Source organism: Arthrobacter sp. Ms25, assembly GCF_059090365.1.
Genome location: NZ_JBNHFP010000005.1, coordinates 127,001 through 151,711 on the forward strand (window position 1 = coordinate 127,001; position 24,711 = coordinate 151,711).

Annotated in this window: 21 protein-coding genes; 12 read left to right on the plus strand and 9 right to left on the minus strand. The window is 65.8% G+C overall.

Annotated features, from left to right (window positions below):
* Positions 1-35 precede the first annotated feature (35 nt).
* On the minus strand, positions 36-1,667 hold the full coding sequence (gene aceB / locus AC5RT8_RS15195) for a malate synthase A (protein ID WP_494096554.1): 1,632 nt from the start codon (positions 1,665-1,667) through the stop codon (positions 36-38).
* Between the two features lie 95 nt (positions 1,668-1,762).
* The gene (aceA, locus tag AC5RT8_RS15200) at positions 1,763-3,061 is read right to left on the minus strand and encodes an isocitrate lyase (protein ID WP_494096555.1); all 1,299 of its coding nucleotides are present in this window, start codon (positions 3,059-3,061) and stop codon (positions 1,763-1,765) included.
* A gap of 144 nt (positions 3,062-3,205) precedes the next feature.
* Between aceA and AC5RT8_RS15205 the strand changes: the two genes are divergently transcribed.
* Both AC5RT8_RS15205 and AC5RT8_RS15210 read left to right on the plus strand, forming a co-directional pair.
* Positions 3,206-4,711, plus strand: coding sequence for a helix-turn-helix domain-containing protein (locus AC5RT8_RS15205; RefSeq protein WP_494096556.1), 1,506 nt, complete (start codon positions 3,206-3,208; stop codon positions 4,709-4,711).
* 32 nt (positions 4,712-4,743) lie between these two features.
* Positions 4,744-5,628, plus strand: coding sequence for an Fpg/Nei family DNA glycosylase (locus AC5RT8_RS15210; RefSeq protein WP_494096557.1), 885 nt, complete (start codon positions 4,744-4,746; stop codon positions 5,626-5,628).
* Between the two features lie 94 nt (positions 5,629-5,722).
* Here AC5RT8_RS15210 and AC5RT8_RS15215 read toward each other — a convergent pair whose 3' ends face one another.
* Positions 5,723-9,631 (minus strand): S8 family serine peptidase, encoded by a 3,909-nt coding sequence (locus AC5RT8_RS15215; protein WP_494096558.1) that lies wholly within the window; start codon positions 9,629-9,631, stop codon positions 5,723-5,725.
* 292 nt (positions 9,632-9,923) lie between these two features.
* Here AC5RT8_RS15215 and AC5RT8_RS15220 point away from each other — a divergent pair, with 292 nt between their 5' ends.
* Together AC5RT8_RS15220 and AC5RT8_RS15225 are read left to right on the plus strand one after the other, a co-directional pair.
* The gene (locus tag AC5RT8_RS15220) at positions 9,924-10,907 is read left to right on the plus strand and encodes a glycosyltransferase family 2 protein (RefSeq protein WP_494096559.1); all 984 of its coding nucleotides are present in this window, start codon (positions 9,924-9,926) and stop codon (positions 10,905-10,907) included.
* Positions 10,904-12,439: a polysaccharide pyruvyl transferase family protein gene (locus AC5RT8_RS15225; RefSeq protein ID WP_494096560.1), complete on the plus strand. Its 1,536-nt coding sequence runs from the start codon at positions 10,904-10,906 to the stop codon at positions 12,437-12,439. Before AC5RT8_RS15220 ends, AC5RT8_RS15225 begins: the two co-directional genes overlap by 4 nt.
* A gap of 75 nt (positions 12,440-12,514) precedes the next feature.
* On the opposite strand, the gene thiD is transcribed toward AC5RT8_RS15225, so the two are convergent.
* Complete coding sequence (gene thiD / locus AC5RT8_RS15230; protein WP_494096561.1) at positions 12,515-13,360, minus strand: bifunctional hydroxymethylpyrimidine kinase/phosphomethylpyrimidine kinase; 846 nt, start codon at positions 13,358-13,360, stop codon at positions 12,515-12,517.
* 94 nt (positions 13,361-13,454) lie between these two features.
* Positions 13,455-14,108 carry a TetR/AcrR family transcriptional regulator gene (locus tag AC5RT8_RS15235; RefSeq protein WP_494096562.1) on the minus strand — a complete coding sequence of 218 codons (654 nt, stop codon included), beginning with the start codon at positions 14,106-14,108 and terminating at the stop codon, positions 13,455-13,457.
* A 190-nt stretch (positions 14,109-14,298) separates the two neighbouring features.
* Here AC5RT8_RS15235 and AC5RT8_RS15240 point away from each other — a divergent pair, with 190 nt between their 5' ends.
* The 3 genes from AC5RT8_RS15240 to AC5RT8_RS15250 all read left to right on the plus strand — a co-directional run bounded on the left by AC5RT8_RS15240 (position 14,299) and on the right by AC5RT8_RS15250 (position 15,708).
* A complete protein-coding gene (locus AC5RT8_RS15240) occupies positions 14,299-15,036 on the plus strand; it encodes a queuosine precursor transporter (RefSeq protein WP_494096563.1) in 738 nt (245 codons plus the stop codon).
* A 184-nt stretch (positions 15,037-15,220) separates the two neighbouring features.
* Entirely contained in the window at positions 15,221-15,427 is a 207-nt protein-coding gene (locus AC5RT8_RS15245) for a hypothetical protein (RefSeq protein WP_494096564.1), read from the plus strand.
* Positions 15,428-15,489: 62 nt separating this feature from the next.
* A complete protein-coding gene (locus tag AC5RT8_RS15250) occupies positions 15,490-15,708 on the plus strand; it encodes a hypothetical protein (RefSeq protein ID WP_494096565.1) in 219 nt (72 codons plus the stop codon).
* On the opposite strand, the gene tgt is transcribed toward AC5RT8_RS15250, so the two are convergent.
* Positions 15,705-16,979, minus strand: coding sequence for a tRNA guanosine(34) transglycosylase Tgt (gene tgt / locus AC5RT8_RS15255; protein ID WP_494096566.1), 1,275 nt, complete (start codon positions 16,977-16,979; stop codon positions 15,705-15,707). The two genes, AC5RT8_RS15250 and tgt, sit on opposite strands and share 4 nt — an antisense overlap.
* Positions 16,980-17,197: 218 nt before the next feature.
* Here tgt and AC5RT8_RS15260 point away from each other — a divergent pair, with 218 nt between their 5' ends.
* Positions 17,198-18,214: an FUSC family protein gene (locus AC5RT8_RS15260; RefSeq protein WP_494096710.1), complete on the plus strand. Its 1,017-nt coding sequence runs from the start codon at positions 17,198-17,200 to the stop codon at positions 18,212-18,214.
* Here the strand turns inward: AC5RT8_RS15260 and AC5RT8_RS15265 are convergent.
* Positions 18,211-19,077 (minus strand): DUF6707 family protein, encoded by an 867-nt coding sequence (locus AC5RT8_RS15265; RefSeq protein WP_494096567.1) that lies wholly within the window; start codon positions 19,075-19,077, stop codon positions 18,211-18,213. The genes AC5RT8_RS15260 and AC5RT8_RS15265 overlap by 4 nt on opposite strands.
* A 71-nt stretch (positions 19,078-19,148) precedes the next feature.
* Positions 19,149-19,688, minus strand: coding sequence for an NUDIX hydrolase family protein (locus AC5RT8_RS15270; protein ID WP_494096568.1), 540 nt, complete (start codon positions 19,686-19,688; stop codon positions 19,149-19,151).
* A gap of 137 nt (positions 19,689-19,825) precedes the next feature.
* On the opposite strand from AC5RT8_RS15270, the gene AC5RT8_RS15275 reads away from it, so the two are divergent.
* Both AC5RT8_RS15275 and AC5RT8_RS15280 read left to right on the plus strand, forming a co-directional pair.
* Complete coding sequence (locus AC5RT8_RS15275) at positions 19,826-20,485, plus strand: YdeI/OmpD-associated family protein (protein ID WP_494096569.1); 660 nt, start codon at positions 19,826-19,828, stop codon at positions 20,483-20,485.
* 31 nt (positions 20,486-20,516) lie between these two features.
* On the plus strand, positions 20,517-21,389 hold the full coding sequence (locus tag AC5RT8_RS15280) for a class II glutamine amidotransferase (protein ID WP_494096570.1): 873 nt from the start codon (positions 20,517-20,519) through the stop codon (positions 21,387-21,389).
* Positions 21,390-21,396: 7 nt separating this feature from the next.
* Here the strand turns inward: AC5RT8_RS15280 and AC5RT8_RS15285 are convergent, their stop codons facing one another.
* Entirely contained in the window at positions 21,397-22,521 is a 1,125-nt protein-coding gene (locus AC5RT8_RS15285) for a glycoside hydrolase family 76 protein (RefSeq protein WP_494096571.1), read from the minus strand.
* A 112-nt stretch (positions 22,522-22,633) separates the two neighbouring features.
* On the opposite strand from AC5RT8_RS15285, the gene AC5RT8_RS15290 reads away from it, so the two are divergent.
* On the plus strand, positions 22,634-23,407 hold the full coding sequence (locus AC5RT8_RS15290; protein ID WP_494096572.1) for an SDR family NAD(P)-dependent oxidoreductase: 774 nt from the start codon (positions 22,634-22,636) through the stop codon (positions 23,405-23,407).
* Between the two features lie 2 nt (positions 23,408-23,409).
* On the plus strand, positions 23,410-24,639 hold the full coding sequence (locus tag AC5RT8_RS15295; protein WP_494096573.1) for an acyl-CoA dehydrogenase family protein: 1,230 nt from the start codon (positions 23,410-23,412) through the stop codon (positions 24,637-24,639).
* Positions 24,640-24,711 lie beyond the last annotated feature (72 nt).

Genomic DNA, 24,711 nt, shown 5'->3' on the forward strand with positions numbered 1-24,711 from the left:
CGGATGGTGCAGGCGTCCCCGCCCCGTCCCGGCGGCTATGCCATGGCCGGCTCCTGGGCTTCGTGCAGGAAGCGGGCGTAGGCAGGCACGGTGAGGAAGGTGGGGAAATGCTCGCCGCAGGCGACTTCCTCGAAGATTTCGCGGGCATCGTCGAACCGGTCGCCCTCGAAGCGCTGCAGGCCGGCGAACTCTTCGTCGAGCAGTTCCTCCACCCACTGGTGGGTGACGACGTCGCCCTCGTCGGTCACGGCCGTGCAGTGGATCCACTGCCAGATCTGGGAGCGGGAGATTTCCGCGGTGGCGGCGTCCTCCATCAGGTTGTTGATGGCGGCCGCGCCGTTGCCGCGCAGCCAGGACTCGATGTAGCGGATGCCGACCTCGATGTTGCTGCGGATACCGGCCTCGGTGATGACGCCCGGAGTGGAGGCGATGTCCAGCAGCGCCTTGTCGTTGGGCGCCACGTCCTCGCGGGTCTTCTCCAGCTGGTTCGGGCGGTCGCCGAGCACGCCGTCGAACACCTCCATGGCCACCGGCACCAGGTCCGGGTGCGCCACCCAGGAGCCGTCGAAGCCGTCGTTCGCCTCGCGGGTCTTGTCGGCGCGCACCTTCTCCATGGCGACGTCATTGGCTGCGGCGTCCCTGCGGTTCGGGATGAAGGCAGCCATGCCGCCGATGGCGTGGGCACCGCGCCGGTGGCAGGCGCGGACCAGCTGCTCCGTGTAGGAGCGCATGAACGGTGCGGTCATGGTCACCATGTTCCGGTCCGGCAGCACGAACCGCGGGCCGCGGGTGCGGAAGTTCTTGATCACGGAGAAGATGTAGTCCCAGCGGCCGGCGTTCAGGCCCGCGGCGTGGTCGCGCAGCTCGTAGAGGATTTCCTCCATTTCGAACGCCGCGGTGATGGTCTCGATCAGGACCGTGGCACGGATGGTGCCCTGCGGGATGCCGAGCAGATCCTGGGCGAGGATGAAGATGTCATTCCACAGGCGGGCCTCGAGGTGGTTTTCAATCTTCGGCAGGTAGAAGTAGGGGCCGCGGCCCTGTGAGATCAGGCGCTGGGCGTTGTGGAAGAAGTACAGGCCGAAGTCCACCAGGCCCCCGGCGATCGGGGTGTTGTCGATCAGCATGTGCTTTTCCGGCAGGTGCCAGCCGCGGGGCCGGACCACGATGGTGGGCAGGTCGGTCAGCGAGGAACCGCTGAGCTTGTAGTCCTTCCCCTCCGGGGAGGTGAAGTCGATCTTCCGGTCCAGGGCGTCGCGCAGGTTCAGCTGGCCGTTGACCACGTTGGACCACGACGGCGTGGAGGAGTCCTCCATGTCGGCCAGCCACACCTTGGCCCCGGAGTTCAGGGCGTTGATGGTCATCTTCCGGTCGACCGGACCGGTGATTTCCACGCGGCGGTCTTCCAGGCCGGGAGCAGTGGGGGCCACACGCCAGGACGAATCCTCGCGGATGCTGCGGGTCTCCGGCAGGAAGGCCGGATCGGCTCCGTTGGAGATCTGCGTCCGGCGGGCCTGGCGCTGCTGGAGCAGCTCCTGCCGGCGGGTGGCCGTGGCCCGGTGCAGCGCCTTGACGAAGTCCAATGCCTGCGGGGTGAGGATTTCCTCCTGCCGCCGGACTGCGGGGGCGGTGAGGGAAATACCGTTCAGGGTGATCGGGTCATTCATGGCGTTCTCCTTCGGGGATTCAAAACTGGGGGGGGGTGGTGCTGCGGGGGGCGGGGCGTGTGCCGCCGCCCCCGCGGGCTCCTGGCGAGCCGGGTTTAGTGGAACTGGCTGGACTCGGTGGAGCCGGCCAGGGCCAGGGTGCTGCCTTCGGGGTTCAGGGCAGTGGCGATGGCATCGAAGTAGCCGGTGCCTACCTCACGCTGGTGCTTGGTGGCGGTGTAGCCGCGGGACTCGGAGCCGAACTCCTTCTCCTGCAGTTCCACGTAGGCGCTCATGCCGGTGCGGGCGTAACCGTGCGCCAGGTCGAACATGGAGTAGTTCAGGGCATGGAAACCGGCGAGGGTGATGAACTGGAACTTGAAGCCCATGGCCCCGAGTTCGCGCTGGAACTTGGCGATGGTCTCGTCGTCCAGGTGCTTCTTCCAGTTGAAGGACGGCGAGCAGTTGTAGGCCAGCATCTGGTCGGGGAACTCGGAGCGGACGGACTCGGCGAACTTGCGTGCCATCTCCAGGTCCGGGGTCCCGGTTTCCATCCAGATCAGGTCCGAATACGGTGCGTAGGCCTTGGCCCGGGCGATGCAGGGCTCAATGCCGTTGCGGACCTTGTAGAAGCCTTCCGCCGTGCGCTCGCCCGTGATGAACTCGGCGTCGCGCTCGTCGACGTCGGAGGTAATCAGCGTGGCTGCCTCGGCATCGGTGCGGGCAATCACGACGGTCGGGGTCCCGGCGACGTCGGCCGCGAGGCGGGCGGCGTTCAGGGTGCGGATGTGCTGGCCGGTGGGGATCAGGACCTTGCCGCCGAGGTGGCCGCACTTCTTCTCCGAGGCGAGCTGGTCCTCCCAGTGCACGCCCGAGGCGCCGGAGGAGATCATGGATTTCATCAGCTCGTAGGCGTTCAGCGGACCGCCGAAGCCGGCCTCGGCGTCGGCCACGATCGGCACCAGGTAGTCATCGACGCTGGAGATGCCTTCGGCGAATTCGATCTGGTCGGCGCGCAGCAGGGCGTTGTTGATGCGGCGGACAACGGTGGGAACCGAGTTGGCCGGGTAGAGGGACTGGTCAGGGTAAGTGTGGCCGGAATTGTTGGCATCGGCAGCCACTTGCCAGCCGGAGAGGTAGATGGCCTTCAGTCCGGCCTTGACCTGCTGCACGGCCTGGTTGCCGGTGAGCGCGCCCAGGGCGTTGGTGTAGCCGTCATCGCCGGCATTGCGCAGCTGGTCCCAGAGCTTTTCGGAGCCGCGGCGGGCCAGCGTGTGCTCTTCCTGGACACGCCCGCGCAGCTTCACTACATCTTCGGCGGTGTAGTCGCGCTCAATGCCTTCCCAGCGGGGGTCGGTGGCCCATTCGGAGGTAAGCTGCTCTGCCGTGGGGGCGGTGAACTGGTCCTGGCTCATTGCTAAATCTCCTTGAAGTCATTCCTTCATTCCGGCCGCTTTAGCCGGAATTTCCTGCTGTGAACTAAGCCTGTGTCAACAACAACCCCTCTTCTAGGGTTTTCCTCTGGAAAGAAATGCAGTTCTTCGCGTATCGTGAAAAATGTGACGAGTACAACATGGAACCGGCCCAATCCGCAGCCGCGCAAGGGCGGAAACAAGCCCGGAAGCGACGGCGAGCGCACCCTGGACGTGATCAGCCTGGGCCGCCGGGTCCGCCATCTGCGCAAGGCCAAGGGGATGACCTTGGATGACCTGGGCGCCGCCGTCGGAACCGTGGCGTCGCAGTTGTCGCTGATCGAAAACGGGAAGCGTGAGCCGAAGCTCGGCATGATGCAGGCGCTGGCCGCCGCGCTGGATGTCAGCATCGATTCGCTGCTCGGCGCGGAGCCGCCCAGCCGGCGCGCCGCCCTGGAGATCGAGCTGGAGCGGGCGCAGCGCGGCCCGTTGTATGCCTCGCTCGGCCTGCCGAAGGTGCGGATCGGCTCCCGGCTGCCGCTGGACGTGCTGGAATCCCTGGTGGGACTGCAGGCTGAGCTGGAGCGACGGCTCAATGAACAGGTGGCCACCCCGGAGGAGGCCCGCCGGGCCAACGGTGAACTGCGGGCCATGATGCGCGAGCGCAACAACTATTTCCCCGAATATGAGGCGGAAGCGCAGAAGGTGCTTAAGTCAGTGGGCCACACGTCGGGTCCGCTGTCCCAGCACGTGATCGCGGATATCGCGGACCATCTGGGCTTTAGCCTGCACCATGTCAATGACCTGCCGCATTCCACCCGTTCCGTCACGGACCTGAAGAACCGGCGGATCTACCTGACCCAGTCCCAGCGTTCGGACCACGATCCGCGCTCGGTGCTGCTGCAGGCGCTGGGGCATTACGTGCTGCAGCACCAGACGCCGAGCAGCTACGGCGAGTTCCTGGGCCAGCGGGTGGCCACCAACTACTTTGCCGCCGCACTGCTGCTGCCGGAGCAGGCCACGGTGGAGTTCCTGCAGCGGGCCAAGGCCGCGAAGGAAATTGCCGTCGAGGACATCCGTGACGCCTTTGCCGTGTCCTATGAAACTGCCGCGCACCGGTTCACGAACCTCGCCACGGAGCATCTGGGGATTCCCACCCATTTCCAGAAGGTGCATGAGAGCGGCATTGTCTATAAGGCCTATGAGAACGACGGCGTGACATTCCCTGCGGACCACACCGGCGCCATCGAGGGCCAGCCGATCTGCCGGTACTGGACCTCGCGGGAGGTGTTCTCCGTGCCGGACCAGTTCAGTGCCTTCAACCAGTACACCGACACCCCGGCCGGCACCTATTGGTGCACCGCGAGGATTGAGCGGGGCTCGGCAGGAAAGTTTTCGCTGAGCATCGGCGTGCCGTACCAGCACGTGAAGTGGTTCCGGGGGCGGGACACCACCGAGCGGTCGAAGTCCCGCTGCCCGGACCCGGACTGCTGCCGCACCCCTCCCGGGGAACTCGCGTCCGAATGGTCCGGGTTCGCCTGGCCCAGCGCCCGGGCCCACTCGCATCTGCTGGCTGCCCTGCCGCCCGGTGCATTTCCCGGAGTGGACGAGACCGAGGTGTACTCGTTCCTGCAGGCGCACTCGGAGCAGTGACGCCCATGGCGGACGGCCGTTAGGGTAGGGCCATGCCTGAGATGCCCGAAGTGCAGGGGTTGGTCGACTACCTGCGGTCCAAGCTGCTTCCGCCTGACGCGCCCGCCGCGAAGATCGCCGACGTCGAAGTCCTGTCCTTTCCCGTGCTGAAAACCGCGGCGGTTCCGTTGGGGGAGCTCTCCGCCGTTCCGGTGTCCGGCGTCGAACGCCGGGGCAAGTTCCTGGTGGTCACCGCCGGAGGAGTGCATTTGGTGATGCACCTGGCCAAGGCTGGCTGGCTGCGCTGGTCCGATGCGTTGAAGCCGGGACCGCTGCGCCCCGGCCGGGGAGCAATGGCCCTGCGCGTGCGTTTCGCAGCGGAGGACGGCTCGCCGCAGCCCGGCTTTGACCTCACCGAAGCCGGAACCCGGAAGTCGCTGGCCGTCTACGTCGTCCGGGACCCCGCGGAAGTGCCCGGGATTGCCCGGTTGGGTCCGGAAGCGCTCGACGTCGACGAGGCGGCTTTTGCGGAACTGGTCGCCTCCCACCGCGGCCAGATCAAAGGGCTCCTCCGGGACCAGTCGGCTATCGCGGGAATCGGCAACGCCTACAGCGACGAGATCCTGCATGCGGCGCATCTGTCGCCGTTTGCGATTGCCGCGAAGCTTCGCCCGGACGAAGTGCAGCGGCTGTTCGAAGCCATGCGGGCCGTCCTGGAATCTGCGATTGAGAATGCGTCGGGGCGTCCCGCTGCGGAGCTGAAGGATTCCAAACGCCGCGCCATGCGGGTGCACGCGCGGACCGGTGAGCCGTGTCCGGTGTGTGGTGACACCGTCCGCGAGGTGGCCTTTGCCGATTCCTCCCTGCAGTACTGCCCCACCTGCCAGACCGGCGGCAAGCTGCTGGCGGACCGGCGCATGTCCCGGCTCCTGAAGTAGGCACTGGAACGACACGCAAAAACAGCGGGCCCCGGATTTCTCCGGGGCCCGCCGTCATTTAGCGGTGGTTACCTGTGCCAAGGTCCTGACGGACTTAGCGGCACCCTCCGTTGTTCTCCGTGTAGGTGTCCAGGCGGTGAACAAACGCCGCCATGGCCTCACGGGAGACATTCTCACCCGGGTGGTAGCTGTTGTCCGGGTAACCGGTGGAGACCTCGGATGCCTTCATCCAGGAGATTTCCCGGTGGAACTGATCGTTCGTGGGAACATCCGTGAAGGATGCCGACCCCGGAGCCTCGTAGCCGAGGGCGCCGTCGATGCCGCACTTCTCGCCGGCGAACCGGTTCATGAAGGCAGCCATCGCATCACGCTTGATCGGCGACACCGGGCGGAAGGTCCCGTCCGGGTAACCGGTGGTGATGCCTGTTTCCGAGAGCCACGCGATTTCCTTGTAGAACATGTTGTCCGTGGCAACGTCCTTGAACGGCGATACATCGGGTGCATCGTAGTTCGGCGAGCCGGCCAGACGGTAAAGGAATGCTGCCATGGCGTCACGGTTGATGGAACCGGACGGACGGTAGGAGCCATCAGGGTAACCGGTCGTCAGGCCCTGGTCCGCCATCCAGTTGATGTCCGCTTCGAACTTGGTCCCCGTAGCGTCCGGGAACCGCAGCGGAGCAACCTCCACGGCCGAGACCTGGTCCTTGACGCCTTCGGCGTTGTGGTGGTGCAGGAACAGTGCCTTGGCGCCCGTGGTGCCGGCCTGGCGGTTGACCGCGAGGACCTGCCCGTCGGCCTCTACGTAGGAGAACGCAGTTGCGCTTCCGGCGCCCTGGAACCAGATAGCAGGCTGGGTGAGGTTGAACGGAACCCATTCCGTGGCGTCCACCGGAACCTCCTTGCCGGAGTCGTCCACGTTGATCACGTTCGACATGGAAACCCGGTACTGGATGGGCTGTGAGGCCGTGAGATCCAGGCCAAGAAGGCCGGCCGGGATCGGCAGGGTCATCACATTGGTGTCGAAGATGTTCGTATCGACGTTTCCGAAAGCACCGTTCACGGGATAGGCGCCCGGGAGCGGTTCGCCAAGGTCCACCTCGCCGTTTTCGTCGATGACTGCACGGTAGATGACGAAGACTGTCTGGTCCAGTCCTTCAAATCGGCCGGTTTCCACCACGAAATCGGCTACGCCGTCGGCATTGGTATCCAGGTGCACCCGGATGGTGCTGGTGCCGCTGATCGTGGCCCAGTTCTCCCAAGTGCTCAGCCCGATGTTCAGGGTCGCATTGCTCATGTCCCCCTTCGCAGCGGCCAATGCCGGAATGTTGGAAGAGGCACCAACACTGCGCAGGTCCAGGCCGTACAGGGAATCAAGGGCAAGATTGTCCTCGCGCGGGCTTTCCGCGCCCAGCACCAGCGGCGTGACCTGCGAAACGTAAGCCTCGCTGCCTTCGCCCTGGGCCAGCCCGCGTCCGGTGAACGTCACCGTTGTACCCGTTTCCGTCGGGTTGGCAAACGAGATCTTGGAGCTCGCCTGCATGTCCGACGTCGGCTTGGGCGCGGAGTAGACCGGCACCCGCAGGGCCGGTGAGCCTTCGCTCGTCAGCTGGATGCGGCCCGAAGCTTCAGCGATGTACTGGCGCGCGGTGGCTTCCTGGCCCTGCAGTTCCTCGGCAGCCGGATCGATCCGCTTTACCAGAGCAGCGGGGTCTTCGATGCTCAGCGTCACCGGAACGGTGGCAGTACCATTGGCAGGAACCTCGACGGGAGCGGTGCTGACACTGATGCTGACACCGGGCATATCCGTCGCGGGCAGGTACTCGGGCGTGTAGGTCCTGGGCGTATCGCCCTTGTTCTCGACCGTGACCGAGCGGGTGAGCGATACAGGATCTGCTCCGACTTCCAGGACACCGAAGTTCACGGACGTCAGACGCGGATTCTCCGTGTCGTAGGCCAGGATCTTCGTGCTCAGGGCATCAAGGGCGTCAACGCGTCCGGACCCGACCCGGTTCGGTGCATGGACAATGCCTTCACCGGCAAACACGTCGTGGGTGGCCGTGTTCATGATGATCGACTTGACCTCGTACGGGTTGTAATCCGTCGCGCCCACGACGAGCGCAGCGATGCCGGCGACATTCGGGGCCGCCATCGAGGTTCCGGACTTGATGGAGGCGCCGGTGCCGGTGCCCACCTGGGCGGACTTGATCTGGGTTCCCGGAGCGGCGACGTCGGGCTTGATGACGCCGTTGGAACCGTGGACGCCACGTGAGGAACTCGGGTTCAAGGTATCCAGTGCGCCGGACTCGCCGGTCACGGTGCCCACCAGGTCCGTAGCAAGCTGAATCTCCAGGGTTCCGGTCTCAGCTGCCGGACGCAGTTCCTCCGCGGAGTCGCGGGTGAACTGGAAACCGGGAATCGTAGCGTTGCCGGCAATTCCGGCGTCGAAACCGTTGACGGTGGAGTCAAGGACAACACCGGCATACCCGGCAGCTTCCGCATTGTTCCAGCGGACGCCCGAACCGCATTCACGGGTGGCGGAATTGTCGTCCCAGGTCAGCCACACCCATTTGCCCTCGTTCGCGCCTGCCGGCTCCAGGGCGGCACAGCCGTCGGAATTGTCGCCCTCCGGCCCCATCACCACGGTGCCCGTGAGAGCGGCCTCGTCGGCGGTGGAGTAGTCGAAGTTGACACTGTACTGGCCCTTGACCGTGCCCTCTGTCGGGGCGAGGACGCGTGCCGCGTCCAGTGTGGTCTGCGAACCGACACTGTTCGCCACCGTCAGCGCGGTTTCGGCGCTGCCGGGGGAGCCGCCGACGTCGTAAATGTCGCCGGAGTTGCCCGAGGACACCACGGACAGGATGCCCTGTGCCGTCAGGGCGTTGACGATATCGTTCTCCGGATCGTCGTAGGCAGGGAACAGGGAGCCCAGGGACATGTTCACTACCTGGGCCCGGTCGCTGAAGTCACCGTCGCCGTTGGGGTCCAGGACGTAGTCCAGGGCCTGGCCGACAACTTCGGAGGAACCTGCGCAGCCGAAGACGCGTACGCTGACGAGCTTGGCGTCCGGCGCCGTGCCCGGGCCGATGCCCATTGCGTTCACCTTGTCGGCGGTGAGCTCGGAGTAGTCCCCGTCAAAGGTGGTCCCGTCCGCATTGGTGCCGTAACCGGCTGCGGTTCCCGCCACGTGGGTGCCGTGGCTGCCGCAATCCAGCGGGTTCGCGTCCGGAACGGGAATGGGGCTGTATGCGGGGTCGTCAGGATCCGCGTTGTAGGCATCGCCCACCAGGTCCCAGCCGCCGGCGAACTTCTCCGGATCGTAGAGGCCCGAGTCTGCCGCCGGAATAGTGGAGGACGCCTGCGCTTCCTCAAACGCCTCGGTCGTACCGGGGCCGCCGAAATCCGAGTGCGTGTAGTCGAGGCCGGTGTCGAGGACGGCAATGGTGACGCCCTCGCCGGTCTGCGTCCGCTGCACCCAGGAATCCACGGCACGGACATCGATGTCCCCGCCCTTGTTGTCGACCGTCTTCGGGACAATGCCCGTGATCTTGACAACGTCGCTGCGCGCCGCCAGCGCCCGGATGGCTTCCGCGTCACCGTTGATGGCAACGCCAGGAATGGTGTTGGTGGTGGTGTAGATGATGGACGACGAAGCGGCCTGTGCAACCTCCTCGGCCTTCGTTTCGATGCCGCTGCGGATGTCCTGCACCTGTCCGGACTTGTTCAGCGGTTCGGCTCGTCCCTCACGGACTTCGGCGGGCTGGGTCTGTTCATAGGCGCCTTTGCCGCTGAACTGAACGAAGACCGACACCGGGCCCTTCTTGGCCATGAGGTCGGCTGAAACCTTGAGCTGGGGCGTAACCGTTTCGATGCCCCGAATGGTCGGTTCATCGCCTGCAGTCCCCTCCACGGCCGCGGCCGGGGACCACATGCTGGAGGCGAGGGCAAGGCCCGCGACTGTTGCCAGTGCTGCCTTTCCTGCTCTCCGGTGGTTTGGATTATTCATACTTCTCCCTTTAAAGAGGCCGCCGGAGGCCTGGGACAAGTACGGCAGTGAATTCCGCAGAAATGACCGAGACCGGGCGGACCTGGCAAAAATGAATAGGCAAATCCGGTGCCTCAGAATGCAGTGACCCCCAAAGAAGCGACTCCGAACGCTGCAGCACTGCTAGTAGGGTCATCTTTCCCCGGCGGGTTGTCAACGGTGTTACCCGTGTTACTTCGAAGAGATTGCGGGCGGAGCCGCTACCCGGTTTCTTGGTATCGTGGACACAAAGTCAGTCAAAGCTGGGAGCCACGTGGTCTTAGATTCTGCCGCTGTCGGGATTGTCATCCGGACACGGAACAGACCCCTTTTTCTCGCCCGGGCACTGGACAATATCCTCCGCCAGAATTTCAGCGACTACACCGTGATTGTGGTGAACGACGGCGGCGCTCCGGCCGATGTTGAGCGGGTAGTTTCCTCTGTTCCGGAGGGTTTCCGGGACAGGATTGCCATCCTGCACCGGAGCGAAAGCCACGGCATGGAAGCAGCCTCCAACGCAGGCATCAGGGCATGTTCCAGCACCTACATCGCCATCCACGACGATGATGATTTATGGCACCCGGACTTCCTTAAGCGGACCGTCGATCAGTTGGAAAGCTCCGCCGCAGCGGGAGTAATGGTCCGGACCGACATCCGGTATGAAGAGATCAGCAGTGGCGAAATCCGTGAAGTAAGTTCGGAGCCCTTCTGCCCCGGAATGACCCGGATCTCCTTCGGTGAAATGTTGCGCAGCAACCATGCCGTGCCGATTTCATTTCTTTACCGCCGGTCGCTGCATGATGAGCTCGGGTTTTATGACGAGTCCCTTGAAGCGGTCGGTGACTGGGAATTCACCCTGCGCATCCTGGCCCGACACGAGATCGCCTTCATCGACGGTACTGCCCTTGCTTATTGGTGCCAGCGCCCTGAAGCCACGGGAGATGCGGCCAATAGCCTGTTTGCCAAGGCCGAAGCGCACCGCCGTTTTGATGCCGAAGTGCGTGATTCCTATCTCCGGGCCGACATCGCCGAGTACGGGATGGGCACCATGCTCCACCTCACGTCCCTGCTGGCGCGGCAGGAGAATGTCCTGCACGAAAACCGGCGGCGGATCGAAGAGATGGAGCACCGGTTGAATGAATCGATCCACCGGCTGGAAGACACGGTGGTGCGGCGGACCAGCCTCAGCGGCTCGGTCGGCCGGATGCGGTCGGCGGGGGAGCGGATCCGCGCCCTGATCGGCAGGACGCGGAAGTGACTCGGGTCGCGGTGCTGGCCGACGTCGGGCAGCACGTTTACCACGTCGGTGACGAAGCCATGGGGCACGCAGCCGCGGACGAGTTGAGCCGGCGCGGCCTCGACGTCGTGTTGTTGTCCCGGGACCCCCGGCAGACGCAGCAGGGCTACGGGCATCCGGCGGCAGCCACGCTGGAATTCCCCTGGAGTCCTGCCGAGCGGGAAGAATACCTGCACCGTATCCGCCTCCACCTGGACGGCACGTCTGCGCTGCCGGAACCGGATCCGGGCCGGGAGCTGATAAAGGTGCTGGAGTCCGTGGACGCAGTGCTGATAGCTGGCGGGGGGAACCTGAACTCACGGTACGGATGGCTCCTGTACGAGCGTGCAGCGGTTACAGCCATTGCCCGCAGTCTCGGGAAACCCGTAGTGGTATCCGGCCAGACCCTCGGCCCGGTGCTGACAGCCCGGGATGCCCAGGTCCTGGCCGGAATGCTGGAAAGTGCCGACCTCGTGGGAGTCCGGGAATCCACGTCCGCCCGGTTGGCCGGGGAACTGGGAATCGAGGCAGTTCCCGGACTGGATGACGCCTCGTTCCTCTCCGACCCCTTCCCGGAGGGCCCCGGCGATCCGGTCCAGGCGCAGCACGATGCCGGCCAGCCGCTGGCCCGGTTCGAAGCGCCCCGCGGCGGCTATGCGGCAGTGACGTTTGCGCCCGGAGGCGACGCTGCCTACCGGATCGGTCTCGCGGACGTCCTGGACCAGCTGTACGCCAGGACGCAGCAGCCCGCGGTGTTCATTCCGCATATGGGTGTTCCCGGGAACAATGACGCAGACTGCGGGATCCATGGGGAGATCGCGGCGCTCATGACCAGTCCCGCGGTTTTGGCGCCGGTGGTGACTGCCCGCGAAGCGGCGCGGCTGACGCGGGGTGCCTCCCTGGTGGTCACCACCCGGTACCACCCTGCAGTGTTCGCTGTTTCTGCCGGCGTCCCCACCGTGGCGTTGTCCGTGGATGCATACTCGGACGCCCGGCTGCGCGGAGCAATGGAGAACTGGGGAATGCAGGACTTTGTCCTCGGTCTCCCGGCTTTGCTTGAAGGCCTGCTGCAGGAGGCGCTGTTCGAGGCATGGGAACGGCGCTCCGAAGCAGCGGAACACCTGGCTGCCCTGCGGCAGGAGCGCACCCGTGGCGCGGATACCTGGTGGGACCGGGTAGCCGGCGTGCTGGGCGGAGACCGGTCCTTCGTGCCCGCCGAGGCTGCCGGCGACGGCGGCACTGCTGCCGGAGGCGTGCCGCATTCGGCCCGGTTCGACGCCAACGGTGACTGGAGGAAGGCAGCGGCAGCTTTGCACCCGCGGTTCTATGCGCAGTCACTTCTGGAAGCACGTCTGGCGGCGGAGGAGGACAGGGTGCAGTCGTTCACCGCGCCCCTCCACCGGGCGTTGCTGCAGGAACAGGATGCACATCAGCGCCTGGCAGGCAGCCGGACCGTGCAGACCGCCTTGACCCTGCACGGAGCCTATTCCAGGATCCGCCGCCCGCGCGGCTAAAGAACCCGCACACGCAGGCGGCGCCGCGCACGCTGCCGCCGCCGGAGCGGAGACCGTGCGCGGCGCCCGGTACCGCTAGAGGGCCGGACCCTGCCCGGCGCCGCCCTGCCACAGGGCGTCAAACGGTGCATTCGAGGACACGCGGTTGCGGATGCCCTCGGTGACGAACGCCTTGGCGGTCCGGGCAGCCTCCAGCGGAGTAGCGCCCTTGCCCAGTTCCGCCGTGATGGCGGCGGCCAGGGTGCAGCCGGCACCGCTCACGGCTACCTCGCCCACCTTGGGTGCTCGCAGCACCTCCATGGTTTCACCGTCGTAGAAAACGTCGACGGCGTCGTCGCCTTCCAGCCGGACGCCGCCCTTGGCCAGGACCACGGCTCCGCTGGCCTCATGGATGCGGCGGGCCGCTTCCTTCAGGTCTTCCACATTCTCAATGGAGTCCATGCCGGACAGCGACATGGACTCGAAGTGGTTGGGTGTGACGAAGGTTGCCAGCGGAAGGATCTGGGCCTTGAGTGCCTTGTCCGTGTCCAGCGCGGCGCCGGGTTCCTGGCCCTTGCAGATGAGCACCGGGTCCAGCACGAGGTTCTTCCAGTCCTGGGCCTGCAGGGCCTTGGCGACGACGTCGATGGTTGCCGGGGTGCCGAGCATCCCGATTTTGACCGTGTCCAGGTCATAGGCGGTCAGGATGGCCTCGAGCTGGTCGGTAATGACCTGCGGATCCACCGGCACGAACCGGTGGTTCCAGGAGTCATTGGGGTCGAAGGAAACGATGCACGTCAGTGCGGTGATGCCGTAGACGCCCAGTTCCTGGAAGGTCTTCAGATCGGCCTGGGCGCCGGCGCCGCCGGTGGCTTCCGAGCCGGCGATGGTCAGCGTGACGGCCGGAGCAGCGGGCGCAGAAGTGTGTGTGTTAGCAGACATGCGTCTATCTTCCACCCAAATCGACGAAACCGGCCACCCGCGCAAGACGCCCTGTTACGCCGTGCCGCCGTCGTTGTGCAACCGGCGGAACCGGCTAGCCGTCCCGCCGGACGGCACGGAGCAGATGGACCACGTCTTCCACGATGCTGCGGACCACCGGGAGCCGGGACAGGATCACGAGTTTGGCGATCAGCGGTGCCACACTGGCGGCCAGCCGGTGGGACCTGCGTTGTCCGGGGGAACGGTCGTAGACCCAGAAAAAGGTGATTCCCATATGCACCAGCCAGAGCAGTTCGGGCAGGTCGTTGCGCAGTGCCACGGGCGGCTGCGGCCTGGCACTCGACACCGCTTCCCGGAACATGGCGATTGCCTTTCCCCGTCCGACGGCGTCGTCGCCGCTGCGGTGCGGTGCCATGGCACCGCGCAGGAAATGCACGCCGAAGCCGTGGTAGGGCTCCATGGTTGTCAGGCCTGCAGTGAGGATGGCCAGCAGGTTTTCACCCAGGTTGTGCCCCTCGCGGATCTGCGGCAACGCGAGCGAGCGGTGTTCATCCTGGAGGGAGCGGTACAGCTCATGGATGAGGTCATCCTTGGAGCGGAAATAGTAGTAGGCGCTCCCGACGGAGACATTCGCTTCCAGTGCGATGGCTCGCATGGTGGTCTTTTCGTAACCCTGTGAGGCAAAGAGGCGCAGGGCCGTATCGATGAGGAGCCGGCGCGTCTGTTCGCTTTTGGCAATGACGGCCAATGATGCTCCCTTATGCAGTATTTCCAGCGTTCAGTAGACCACATTCTTGAACGTGTTCAAAAAGCGCCGTGCGCGGCGATCCGGCGGGCCGTGGCAGAATGGATGCGGCCCTGCGGGGCTGCCCGGGGCAGCGGGCACAGTGCTAATACAGCCGGCGAAAGCCTGGCGAACCACTACGAACGGAAATGCCATGGACGCACAGCCACGGGCAGCTGTGAAAACCGCTGCAACCTACGCCTCCCGCGGGAGCTCCCAGTACGACCTGATCCTCACCCTGATGTGCGTGGTCATCGTCATCTCCAATATCGGCGCCACTAAGGGCGTTCAGTTTTCCCTCCCCGGCGGCTGGGACATTGTGACCGACGGCGGCTTTTTCCTCTTCCCGCTCGCGTACATCCTGGGCGATGTGGTCAGCGAGGTCTACGGCTTCAAAGCCGCCCGCCGCGCGATTTTCACCGGCTTCGCGATGGCGCTCCTCGCCGTCGTCAGTTTCGCGGTCATCATTGCGCTGCCCGGGTTCAATGACGCCTACGGACTGGAGAAGCAGGCCGCACTGGAGACAGCGCTGGGACCGGTCTGGCAGATTGTGGCTGCGAGCCTGCTCGGGTTCCTTGCCGGGCAGCTGCTCAACTCCCTGGTGCTGACCCGGATGAAGGATCGGTTCCGGGAGAAGGCACTTGCCGGGCGGCTGATGGCTTCCACCGGAGTGGGGGAGTTCGCCGACACCCTGATTTTCTGCGCCATTGCAGCTCCGGTGATCGGGATTACCGACGCTGGCGGCTTCCTGAACTACGTCCTGTTCGGCTTCCTCTACAAGACGCTGATTGAGTACCTTTTTGTGCCCGTCACTGCCCTGGTCATCCGGGTGATCAAGAAACGCGAGCCCAGCTATGTGGAGCCCGAGCGGGAACTGACCCGGGCCGGCTAGCTACACGCCGCAGCCCTGTCGGGGAAACGAGAAGGCACGAATTACCGGTTTCCGGGCCGAAAACGGTATTTTGCGCCTTCTCGTTCCGGTGACCGGAACCAGGGGCCGGGGGAAATCTGCGCGCGGATGTGCAATGGTGGTGGAACGCACGCTTGTACTTCCCCAGCAAGGCAGGAGACAGCACATGAGCAATCAGGAACCGGTTCCCAACCCCGGAGCCAAGGCAGTAGACGAGAACCTGGCGGGAAGCCGCGATGAGTTCAACGACGAAGTCACCCAGGCGATGGTTGAGGATCTGCGGCAGAACGACAGCCCCGGCGACGACGAACGGGACTCCCAGCCCGCCTTGCAAGAGGACGAAGCGACTCTGGCGAAGCCGGATAATTCCTAACCCGGCCGTTTCCGCCCGGCTCCCTGAACAATCCGCAGCCTCACCCCAAACAGGAGGATATTGTGCCCGAGGACAAAGATTTCGAACACAACGAAACAGCGGCCGAAGAACAGCTGCAGATTGTGGATCCGCCGGCTCCGGGCGAGGACGGCCAGGACAACGGACAGCAGCAGGCCGGTGCACCCACCGGCGGTCCGGAAGACCCCAGCGCCGAAGAACAGAACCCCACCGGCGAAGCCGATGAGCAGGAGAACGAGCCGCTGCCGCGGGCCTGGAACTAGCTCCCGCTGTAGTACTTGCCCAGGACCTCTGCCTTGAAGTCGAAGAACGTCCCGTCCTCGATGGACAGGCGGGCATCGTCGACAAGCTTCACGGTGAAACGTTCATTGTGGATGGAGATCAGCGTGTGGCTGACCATCTCGTTGGACTTGAAAAGGTGCTGGATGTACGCACGGGTGTAGTTGGTGCACGTGTAGCAGTCGCAGCCCTCGACCAGCGGCCCGAAGTCCCGCTTGTACCTGGCATTGGACAGGTTCTTGCGGCCGTGCGGAGTGTAGAAGGCAGAATTCCGCGCAACCCGGGTCGGGGAAACACAGTCGAAGGTGTCGGCACCGTTTTCAATGGCCGTAAAGATGTCATCGGGCTCTGAAATCCCCAGCAGGTGGCGGGGCTTGTTTTCCGGAAGCTCTTCCGTGCACCAGCGGACAATGGTGCCGAGGTTTTCCTTCTCGAACGCCCCGCCCAGTCCGAACCCGTCGAAGTCCATGGCGCCGAGGTCCCGGGCCGCCTTGCGGCGCAGGTCCTCGTACTGGGCTCCCTGCAGCACACCGAACAGTGCCTGGTAGGGCTTGCCGACCCGTTCCTGCGTAAGCCGCTCGTGCTCTGCAAGGCACCGCAGGGCCCAGAGCCGGGTCCGTTCCAGGGACATTTCCTGATATCCGCGCGAATTCATCAGCGTGGTCAGCTCGTCGAAGGCAAACATGATGTCGGCCCCGATCCGATGCTGGACCTGCATCGAAATCTCCGGGCTGAAGCGGTGCTTATCCCCGTTGAGGTGGGACTTGAACCAGACGCCGTCGTCGTCAATGTGGGCCAGGCGCTCCTTGCCGGGCGCGACGTCGTCGTCCGCCCCGGTGGCATGGGTGGTGCCGTCGGCATTCATGTTGATGACCTTCTTGAACCCCGCACCCAGGCTCATGACCTGGAAGCCGCCGGAATCGGTGAAGGTGGGGCCGGACCAGTTCATGAACTTCCCCAGCCCGCCGGCCTCATCCAGGATGTCCGGGCCGGGCTGCAGGTACAGGTGGTAGGCGTTGGCCAGGACCGCCTGCGCGCCCAGCTCCGCCACCGACTCCGGGAGCACGGCCTTGACCGTGGCCTTGGTGCCTACGGCAATGAATGCCGGAGTGGCGATATCGCCGTGCGGCGTGGAAATGGTTCCCGTGCGGCCCTGGAATCCGCCGCCGTTGGCTTCGACATGCTGTTCGGCCGCTGCAGGGGCGGTTTCGCGCAGGCGCTTACCGAGGGTGAAGGAAAAGGCTGAGGAAGACACTTCTCCATTTTGCCCTACCCGGCGGGCAATTCCCGCCGCACGCCGGGGCTGGGAGATGCACCACATTTATTCAGCCTGGTGCATTCCCAGGGATAGGTTGGATGGGCGGAAAATGCGGCCCGGTGACGCACCGGACGGATGAGGTCCGCGCCCGCTATTCCCCGAAAGTGCCGGCGGCACGAGAGGCAGAGGCTTTTCCTTTGACGCACCTGCAGGAGATGTTCAGGATCGCTCCGGCGAACAATGACCACCACGCGGCTATCCGGTGCGCCGTGGGCCTGGGCGTACCGCTTCTGCTCGTGCTTTTCCTGGGCCGGATCGACCTGGCGATTTTCGCGACGTTCGGTGCCTTTACCGGAATCTACGGCAGGAACGAACCGCACCGCCAGCGTCTTGGCCATCAGCTGCGGGCAGGTGCCTTGATGCTGGGCGTCATCCTGGCGGGAGCTTTGTCCTCAAGGCTGGACCTCGACGCCTGGGGAATCGTTGCGGGCACGACGGCGGTTGCCGGCCTGGGGACCGTGGTCACCGGCTTTTGGCGGCTGCGCCCCGTCGGCTCGCTGTTCCACATTTTCGCTTTTGCGGCGATCTCTTCGGTCCCCGACCAGCCGCCCCTCTGGCAAGGCATGCTCGCTGCCGTCCTGACGGTGTCCTTTTCCATTCTGCTCGGCCTTTCGGGAATGCTGCTTCCGCGCCACCGCACCGGATGGAGCAAACCGGAACGGCCGCGGTTCTCCCCGGCCCAGCGCCGCTTGATCTACAGCGACGGGCTGCAGTACGCCCTGGCAGCGGCCCTCGCCGGCTCCATTGCCACTCTGCTGGGGATCGGCCACAACTACTGGGCCATGGTCGCAGCCACGGTGCCGTTGATCGGCGCGACGGTGAGGCACCGGGTCCACCGCGGACTGCAGCGCATCCTCGGAACCTTCGGCGGCCTGCTGCTCACCGGGCTGATCCTGCTCCCGGGGCTGGAGCCCTGGCAAATGGTCCTGGTGATTGCCGCGTGTCAGTTCGGTGCGGAAATGTTCATTGCCCGGCAGTACGCCCTGGCCCAGGTGGTGGTCACACCGCTGGCACTGGTCAGCACGGAGCTGGCCCACCCGAGCAACCCGGCGGAGCTCCTTCGGGACCGCGGCATCGAAACGGTGATCGGCGCCGCCGTCGGCATGGCCGTGGTGCTGGCCGCACATCTGCGGCGGAAGGTCCTGCACCAACGGCAGGCGCAGCAGGGCTAGCCGCGCACCGCGATCAGTTCGGTGCGGATACGCCGGTCCAGCTCGGCATCGGAGAGGGTCTGCGACCCCCCGTGGGAGCGCAGGTAAAGCAGGGCATTCAGCCGCAGGATCCGCCACTCGCGTTCACTCTTGTCGTTGCCGGCCTCCGCGGCACGGTGGATTTCCCGGTCGTACAGGTTGGGTTCGTTCAACTGGCGCTGCAGCAGCTCCGCCGCCAGCTTTGCCTTAAGCGGATCCGTTTCGGAGCTGTCCGCTGCGCGTACGGCGTGGCTGTAGGCGGCTGCGCTCTCGGCGTCGCCGGCCTCATGGGTGATGTGGGCGGCCAGGGCAAGAGCACCCTGGATCCAGTTCCACCGGCCGAAGTTCCCGTCAAAGGGGAGCCCGGTAATGACATTGCAGACCTTCAGCGAATTCTCCGCATCACCGAGATCGACATAGAGAATGTGGGCAAGATCGCGTACGTCCTGCAGGTGGCTCCCGGATTTCACGTTCAACCCGCGCTCAAGCCGCGCCGCAATTTCCTGCACCGGGCCGTTGTCGGGGTGGGCTGCTGCCGCTTCGGCAATGATCTCAGCCGCGTTGTCTTCTTCCGACGGCACGTTCCGGACAGCGTCCGACGGCGCACCTTCCGGAGCCGGAGCCTCGACGCGGACAGCGGATCCGTAAGCGAGCCGGAGCGAGGTTCCGTCATCGAGTTTGGCGATGACCAGCGCGGGCACGCCGAAGTCATCGGTCTCCACGCTGGTTCCGGCTACGGGAGCCAGCGGTTCTCCGCCGCCCTCACCGGGGACAAGCTTTTGTCCGGGGGCAAGCAGTTCCGCGTTGACCCGGAACGCGTATGTTTCCGGCTGGCTCTCAGACATTGCGATTCCTTCGTGATTGGACCTCGGATCCCCAGAACCCCCAGTATATAAAGCTTGCAGCGGCGCCTTTGTCAGCGTCCCCAGCCGGCCGAGGCCAGCGCCTGGCGCAGCAGGTCGCCGCGGCCGCCGGAGAACTCGGCGTAAATGGTGGGGCTGAGAGCCTCCTCCGGGGTAAGCCAGGACAGCTCCAGTGCGTCCTGCCGCGGGTCGCATTCACCGGTCACGGGAATCAGGTAGGCCAGCGCCACGGCATGCTGGCGTTCGTCCGTCAGCCCGCTCTGGGAGGGGGAAGGGAAGTACTCCGCGACGGCGAACGGCACCAGTGTGGGCGGCAGCTGCGGCAGTGCCATGGGACCAAGATCCTTTTCCAGGTTGCGCAGCAGGGCACCGCGGATGGTCTCGCGGTACATCACCCGGCCTGAAACGAAGGAACGCACCATCTTGCCCTCCGGAGTTGCCTGCAGCAGCAGTCCGACTTCGGTGACGTACCCCAGCGGGTCGCACCGTACCGGTACGGCTTCGACGTACACCATGGGCAGGCGCTGCCGGGCTTCGTAAAGATCTTCCTCGGAGAGCCAGCCTGGATACGGGTCAGGAGTGCGAACGTTCATAGCAGTGTTCTACCCCAAACAACCCGCGCACGTCACACGGCACGCTGCGCTTGAGCCATTGGCTGAACCCGGGAGAAACCGGCCCCGGACCGGTCCGGGCCCTTTTGGCCCGCCTGCGGCTTCCCTAGACTGGGGGCATGACACGAGAGCTCCCGGAGCTCCTCCTGCCGGATGCCGGGGCTTGGCGGGAGTGGCTGGAGCGCAATCACGGGTTGTCCCACGGTGTCCGCCTGGTGCTGGGCAAGAAGGGCGGAAGCGTCACGGAGCTGACCTACCGCCAGGCCCTCGAAGAAGCGCTCTGCTTCGGCTGGATCGATGCGCAGGCGGACAAGCGCGATGAACAAAGCTACCTCCAGCGGTTCCAGCCGCGGGGACCGCGCAGCATCTGGTCGCTGCGCAATGTCGGGTACATCGGCCGGCTGGAAGCAGAGGGCAGGATGCATCCGGCAGGCCGGGATGCCGTGCTCAGCGCCAAGGTGGATGGCCGCTGGGACGCCGCCTACGCCGGATCCGCAACCGCGGAGATCCCGGAGGACCTGCGGACCGCCATCGCCGCGGTTCCCTCCGCACAGGAAATGTTCGACGTGCTGACGTCCCAGAACCGCTTTGCCATGTACTTCCGGCTCAAGGGCCTCAAGACCCAGGCCGCCCGCGAACGCCGGATCGCCGACTACGTGCAGATGCTCAGTGAACACCGGGCTCCCTATCCGCAGAAACGGAAGCCTCCACCGGCTGCGCCGGTCCAGGAGCCGGCAGTCGAAGCCCAACCGCGGGACGCGGAGAACCGGCCGGCCTGATACCCATCCGAAACCCCGCCAGGAGGTCCACATGTGCCGGCTCTTTGGTATGCATGCCGGGAAGACCCCGGTCCGGGCTACGTTCTGGCTCCTCACGGCCCCGGACAGCCTGGCCCGGCAAAGCCATAAGGAAGCGGACGGCTTCGGGATCGGGACCTTCGCTCCGGACGGCAGCCCGGTGGTGGATAAAGCACCCATTGCCGCGTACGAGGATGTCCAGTACGCGCAGGAGGCCCGGGAGCTGGAGAGCACCACCTTCCTGGCGCATGTGCGCTACGCCAGCACCGGCGGGGACACTGACGTCAATACGCATCCCTTTGAGCAGGACAACCGTCTGCTGGCCCACAACGGGGTGGTGGAGGACCTGGACAAGCTGAACGACAGGCTGCGCCAGCTGGAGATGTACCACCTGGTCAAGGGGGAGACGGACAGCGAACGGGTATTCGCACTCATCACTGCCGCCGCCAGGGTGAACGGGGGAGACGTTTCCGCTGCCATCGCGTCCACCCTGACCTGGATCGCTCAGAACGTGCGGCTCTACGCGGTGAACCTCATCCTCACCACAGCCACGGACCTGTGGGCGGTCCGCTATCCCGACACGCATCCGCTGTACGTCCTGCAGCAGGGTCCGCGGGGCCCGGTGGGGGAAAAGCGGAGCAACCGGATCAGCGTCCACAGCGACCAGATACGCGAGGAGAACCGGCCGGAGGTGCTGGTGGCCACCGAGAAAATGGACGCCAACCCGAACTGGCGGCTGCTGGACTCCGGGGAAATGCTGCACGTGGACAGCGACCTCAATGTGCAGCGCAGTTTCCCGCTCCCGCAGCACCCGCAGCACCTGATCACACTCGCGGACCTGGACCCCGCGGCCGCCGCTTCACAGCACCCGCTCAAGGCCGGTTAGAGACGCCTCAGGGAAGGTCCGCCCCGGCCCGGTGCACCCGCGCCGAGGCTTCCAGGATCATCCAGGCCTGCAGCTGGGTGGAAAGCCCGACGGCGGTGCCGCCGGGATAGGACACGGCCGCCGGCTGCAGCGGCCGGGTGGAGAAGAGGATCCAGTCCCCCCGTTTGCCCCGCCCCTCCCACAGTGCCTGGGCCGTGGCGTCGACCAGGGCGGCAGCAGTGCGGCGGGAAGGTTCCGGCAACGCGGGTGAAACGGCGGCCTGGGCCAGGTACCGTGCCAGGATGCCGGTGAAAAGCCCGCCGTCCCCGGTGCCATGGGTGCGCAGCACCGGTGAGGTGCCGCCGTCGTCGGTCAAGTGGGTGTTCACGGCGCCCACCAGTTCCGCGGCGCGGGCGAGATTGGCGCTCCCCCCGAGCTCCAGCAGCGCGCCCAGGACCGGCCCCTGGTTGTACGTGAACACGGTGCTCTCCAGCTTGGGCCGGCCCCGAACCAGCTTGACTCCATCCAGGTACAACCCGGTTTCGGGGTCCAGCACCGTGGCGTTGAGCCAATCCACCAGTTGCTGCGCCCGGTCCCGTGATCCGCTGCGGACAAAATGCAGGGCAGCCGGAGCGGTGGCCGGAGTGTTCTTGAAGTTCCGGTCCTTGTTCCAGTAAATGCCGCCGCCCAGATCCGGGGTGTGGGCGGACTCCAGGGCTGCGTTCAGGGTGGCGAGGATCTTCCGGTAGGGCTGCTGCCGGTCCCGCGATCCCGACAACGAGTTCAGCCGGCCGACCGCGAGGGCCAGCCAGGCCATGTCGTCGTAGAAGCGGTTCGCGTAGCGCATCCGGTTCCGCAGCCGAATGGTCCGGACGAGCGCCGGCGCCAGCTCCGCAGCCGAGGGATGCTCCGGCCCGCGGAAGGGAGTGCCGGTGCGGCGTTCCCGCAGGCCCGCATCGACCAGGGCATCGAGATAGTGTGCCTGCCACCAGTAATGCCAGGGCAGGCGCAGCTGCTGGAGGCGGGAAGCGGGACGGCTCGTGGCGGCCAGATGGGTGCCCGGCAGCCCGGCCAGCTGACGGCCAAACGCGGTGCTCACGCTGCGGGCTGCAGCCTCTGCGCGTTCGTCGGCGTCGGAATCCTCATAGGGCATGCGCCAACCCTATGCCAGCCGCCGAAGATGCGGCACCGGCCGCGGCGCAGTAGGCTCGGGTACTGCCGGTGTGACATAGACGACACTGCCGGTGAGGACTCAGGAGGAATGCATGGACATCGCAGGCGCATCGGCCATAGTCACAGGGGGAGCGTCCGGACTCGGGCGGGCGACGGCGCGGAGGCTGTACGACGCCGGCGCCTCCGTAGTGCTGGTGGACCTGCCGCAGTCCGAGGGCCTCGCCTACGCCGCAGAGCTGGGGGACAACGCCAGGTTCGTGCCGGGGGACGTGACCGATCCGGAGCAGATGCAGGCCGCCGTCGAAGCAGCCATGGCGGCAGGGCCCCTCCGGGTGGCCGTGAACTGCGCCGGGATTGCAACACCGGGCAAGGTGCTGGGCCGCGACGGTGTCCTTCCGCTGGCGGACTTCGCCCGCGTGGTCAGCGTGAACCTGATCGGCACGTTCAACGTCACCCGGCTCGCCGCCGCCGCCATGGCCGAAACCGACCCGGTCACCGCCAACGGCACCGAGGAACGCGGCGTCATCATCAACACGGCCTCCGTTGCCGCCTTTGACGGACAGATCGGCCAGCCGGCCTACTCCGCATCCAAGGGCGGGGTGGCAGCCATGACCCTGCCGCTGGCCCGCGAACTGGCGCGCCACCTGGTGCGGGTGGTCACCATTGCGCCGGGAATCTTTGAAACCCCCATGATGGCGGGACTGCCGCAGGCCGCGCAGGACTCACTGGCGGCGCAGGTGCCGCACCCGTCCCGCCTGGGCCGGGCCACGGAGTACGCCTCCCTGGCCGCGCACATCATTGAAAACCAGATGCTCAACGGTGAAACCATCCGTCTGGACGGCGCCATCCGGATGGGGCCGCGCTGACCTTGACGAGCTCCTCCGCACCCCAGCTGCCCGACGCCGATTTCTACGGATTCGAAGACCTGCTCAGCGACATCGAAAAACGCAAACTCGCCGAACTGCGCCGCTTCCTGGCCGAGGAAGTGCTGCCGTACGCCGGGCACTGGTGGAACGAGGAGCGCTTCCCCTTCGACCTCCTGCCCAAGCTGGCACGGCTGGAATTGTCCACGCCCGTCCAGCAGGGGTACTCGCCGCTTTTCGCCGGTCTGGTGATCGCCGAAATGACCCGCGCCGACACCTCGCTTGCCACGTTCTTCATGGTCCACCACGACCTGTTTGTCGAAGCACTGCATGCGTTCGGCTCCGAGGAGCAGAAGGGGCGCCTGCTCGACGACGCCCGTGCCCTGCGGATCACCGGTGCCTTCGCGCTGACCGAACCGGATCACGGTTCCGACGTCGCCGGCGGGATGGCCACCACCGCGGTGCGCGACGGCGACGAGTGGGTGCTCAACGGCGCCAAACGCTGGATCGGCAACGGGACCTTCTGCGACTACATGGTCCTGTGGGCGCGGGAACCGGAAACCGGGCATACCCGCGGCTTCCTGCTTGACGCGACCCTGCCCGGCGTGACCCGGACCCGGATCGAGCACAAGACCGCGTTGCGCACCGTGCAGAACGCGGACATTGTGCTGACCAATGTCCGCGTCCCCGCCGCGGACCTGCTCGCCGGGGTGGAGAGCTTCGATGACACCAAGCAGCTGCTGCAGGGCTCCAGGATCATGGTCGGCTGGCAGGCGGTGGGGGCGCAGCTGGCGACGTTCGACGTCGCCCGGGCCTACGCCGTCGAGCGCCTCCAGTTCGGCCGGCCCCTGGCCGCGTTCCAGTTGATCCAGCAGCAGCTGGTGTCCATCCTCGGCAACGCCGTGGCCAGCACCGGAATGCTGGCCCGGGTTACCGAGCTGGAACACGGCGGATATGCCGCGGCTGCACCGGAGGACGGAGCGGCAGGCCGGGGCGATACCGCAGGCCCCGGGAATATGGCGCGGGCTGCCCTGGCCAAGTCCTACGCCAGCGCCAGGATGCGCGAGTCCGTAGCTCTGGGGCGCAGCATCCTCGGCGGCAACGGCATTGTCACCGACTACCGGATGGCGAAGATCTTCGCCGACGCCGAGGCCATCTACACGTACGAGGGCACCTATGAGATCAACACGCTGATTGTGGGCCGGGACATTACCGGGGTATCGGCGCTGCGTTAGGTTTCTGCTGGGCCTGGGCCTGGGCCTGGCTGGGGGTGGCCCTGGGCCTGGGCCTGGGCCTGGGCCTGGCCC

Excerpts from the sequence above, each read along its gene's own strand:
- aceB (WP_494096554.1), bottom strand. The coding sequence starts at position 1,667 with ATGAATGACCCGATCACCCTGAACGGTATTTCCCTCACCGCCCCCGCA.
- aceA (WP_494096555.1), bottom strand. The coding sequence starts at position 3,061 with ATGAGCCAGGACCAGTTCACCGCCCCCACGGCAGAGCAGCTTACCTCC.
- AC5RT8_RS15210 (WP_494096557.1), top strand. The coding sequence starts at position 4,744 with ATGCCTGAGATGCCCGAAGTGCAGGGGTTGGTCGACTACCTGCGGTCC.
- AC5RT8_RS15215 (WP_494096558.1), bottom strand. The coding sequence starts at position 9,631 with ATGAATAATCCAAACCACCGGAGAGCAGGAAAGGCAGCACTGGCAACA.
- thiD (WP_494096561.1), bottom strand. The coding sequence starts at position 13,360 with ATGTCTGCTAACACACACACTTCTGCGCCCGCTGCTCCGGCCGTCACG.
- AC5RT8_RS15240 (WP_494096563.1), top strand. The coding sequence starts at position 14,299 with ATGGACGCACAGCCACGGGCAGCTGTGAAAACCGCTGCAACCTACGCC.
- AC5RT8_RS15245 (WP_494096564.1), top strand. The coding sequence starts at position 15,221 with ATGAGCAATCAGGAACCGGTTCCCAACCCCGGAGCCAAGGCAGTAGAC.
- AC5RT8_RS15260 (WP_494096710.1), top strand. The coding sequence starts at position 17,198 with ATGTTCAGGATCGCTCCGGCGAACAATGACCACCACGCGGCTATCCGG.
- AC5RT8_RS15265 (WP_494096567.1), bottom strand. The coding sequence starts at position 19,077 with ATGTCTGAGAGCCAGCCGGAAACATACGCGTTCCGGGTCAACGCGGAA.
- AC5RT8_RS15270 (WP_494096568.1), bottom strand. The coding sequence starts at position 19,688 with ATGAACGTTCGCACTCCTGACCCGTATCCAGGCTGGCTCTCCGAGGAA.
- AC5RT8_RS15275 (WP_494096569.1), top strand. The coding sequence starts at position 19,826 with ATGACACGAGAGCTCCCGGAGCTCCTCCTGCCGGATGCCGGGGCTTGG.
- AC5RT8_RS15280 (WP_494096570.1), top strand. The coding sequence starts at position 20,517 with ATGTGCCGGCTCTTTGGTATGCATGCCGGGAAGACCCCGGTCCGGGCT.
- AC5RT8_RS15285 (WP_494096571.1), bottom strand. The coding sequence starts at position 22,521 with ATGCCCTATGAGGATTCCGACGCCGACGAACGCGCAGAGGCTGCAGCC.
- AC5RT8_RS15290 (WP_494096572.1), top strand. The coding sequence starts at position 22,634 with ATGGACATCGCAGGCGCATCGGCCATAGTCACAGGGGGAGCGTCCGGA.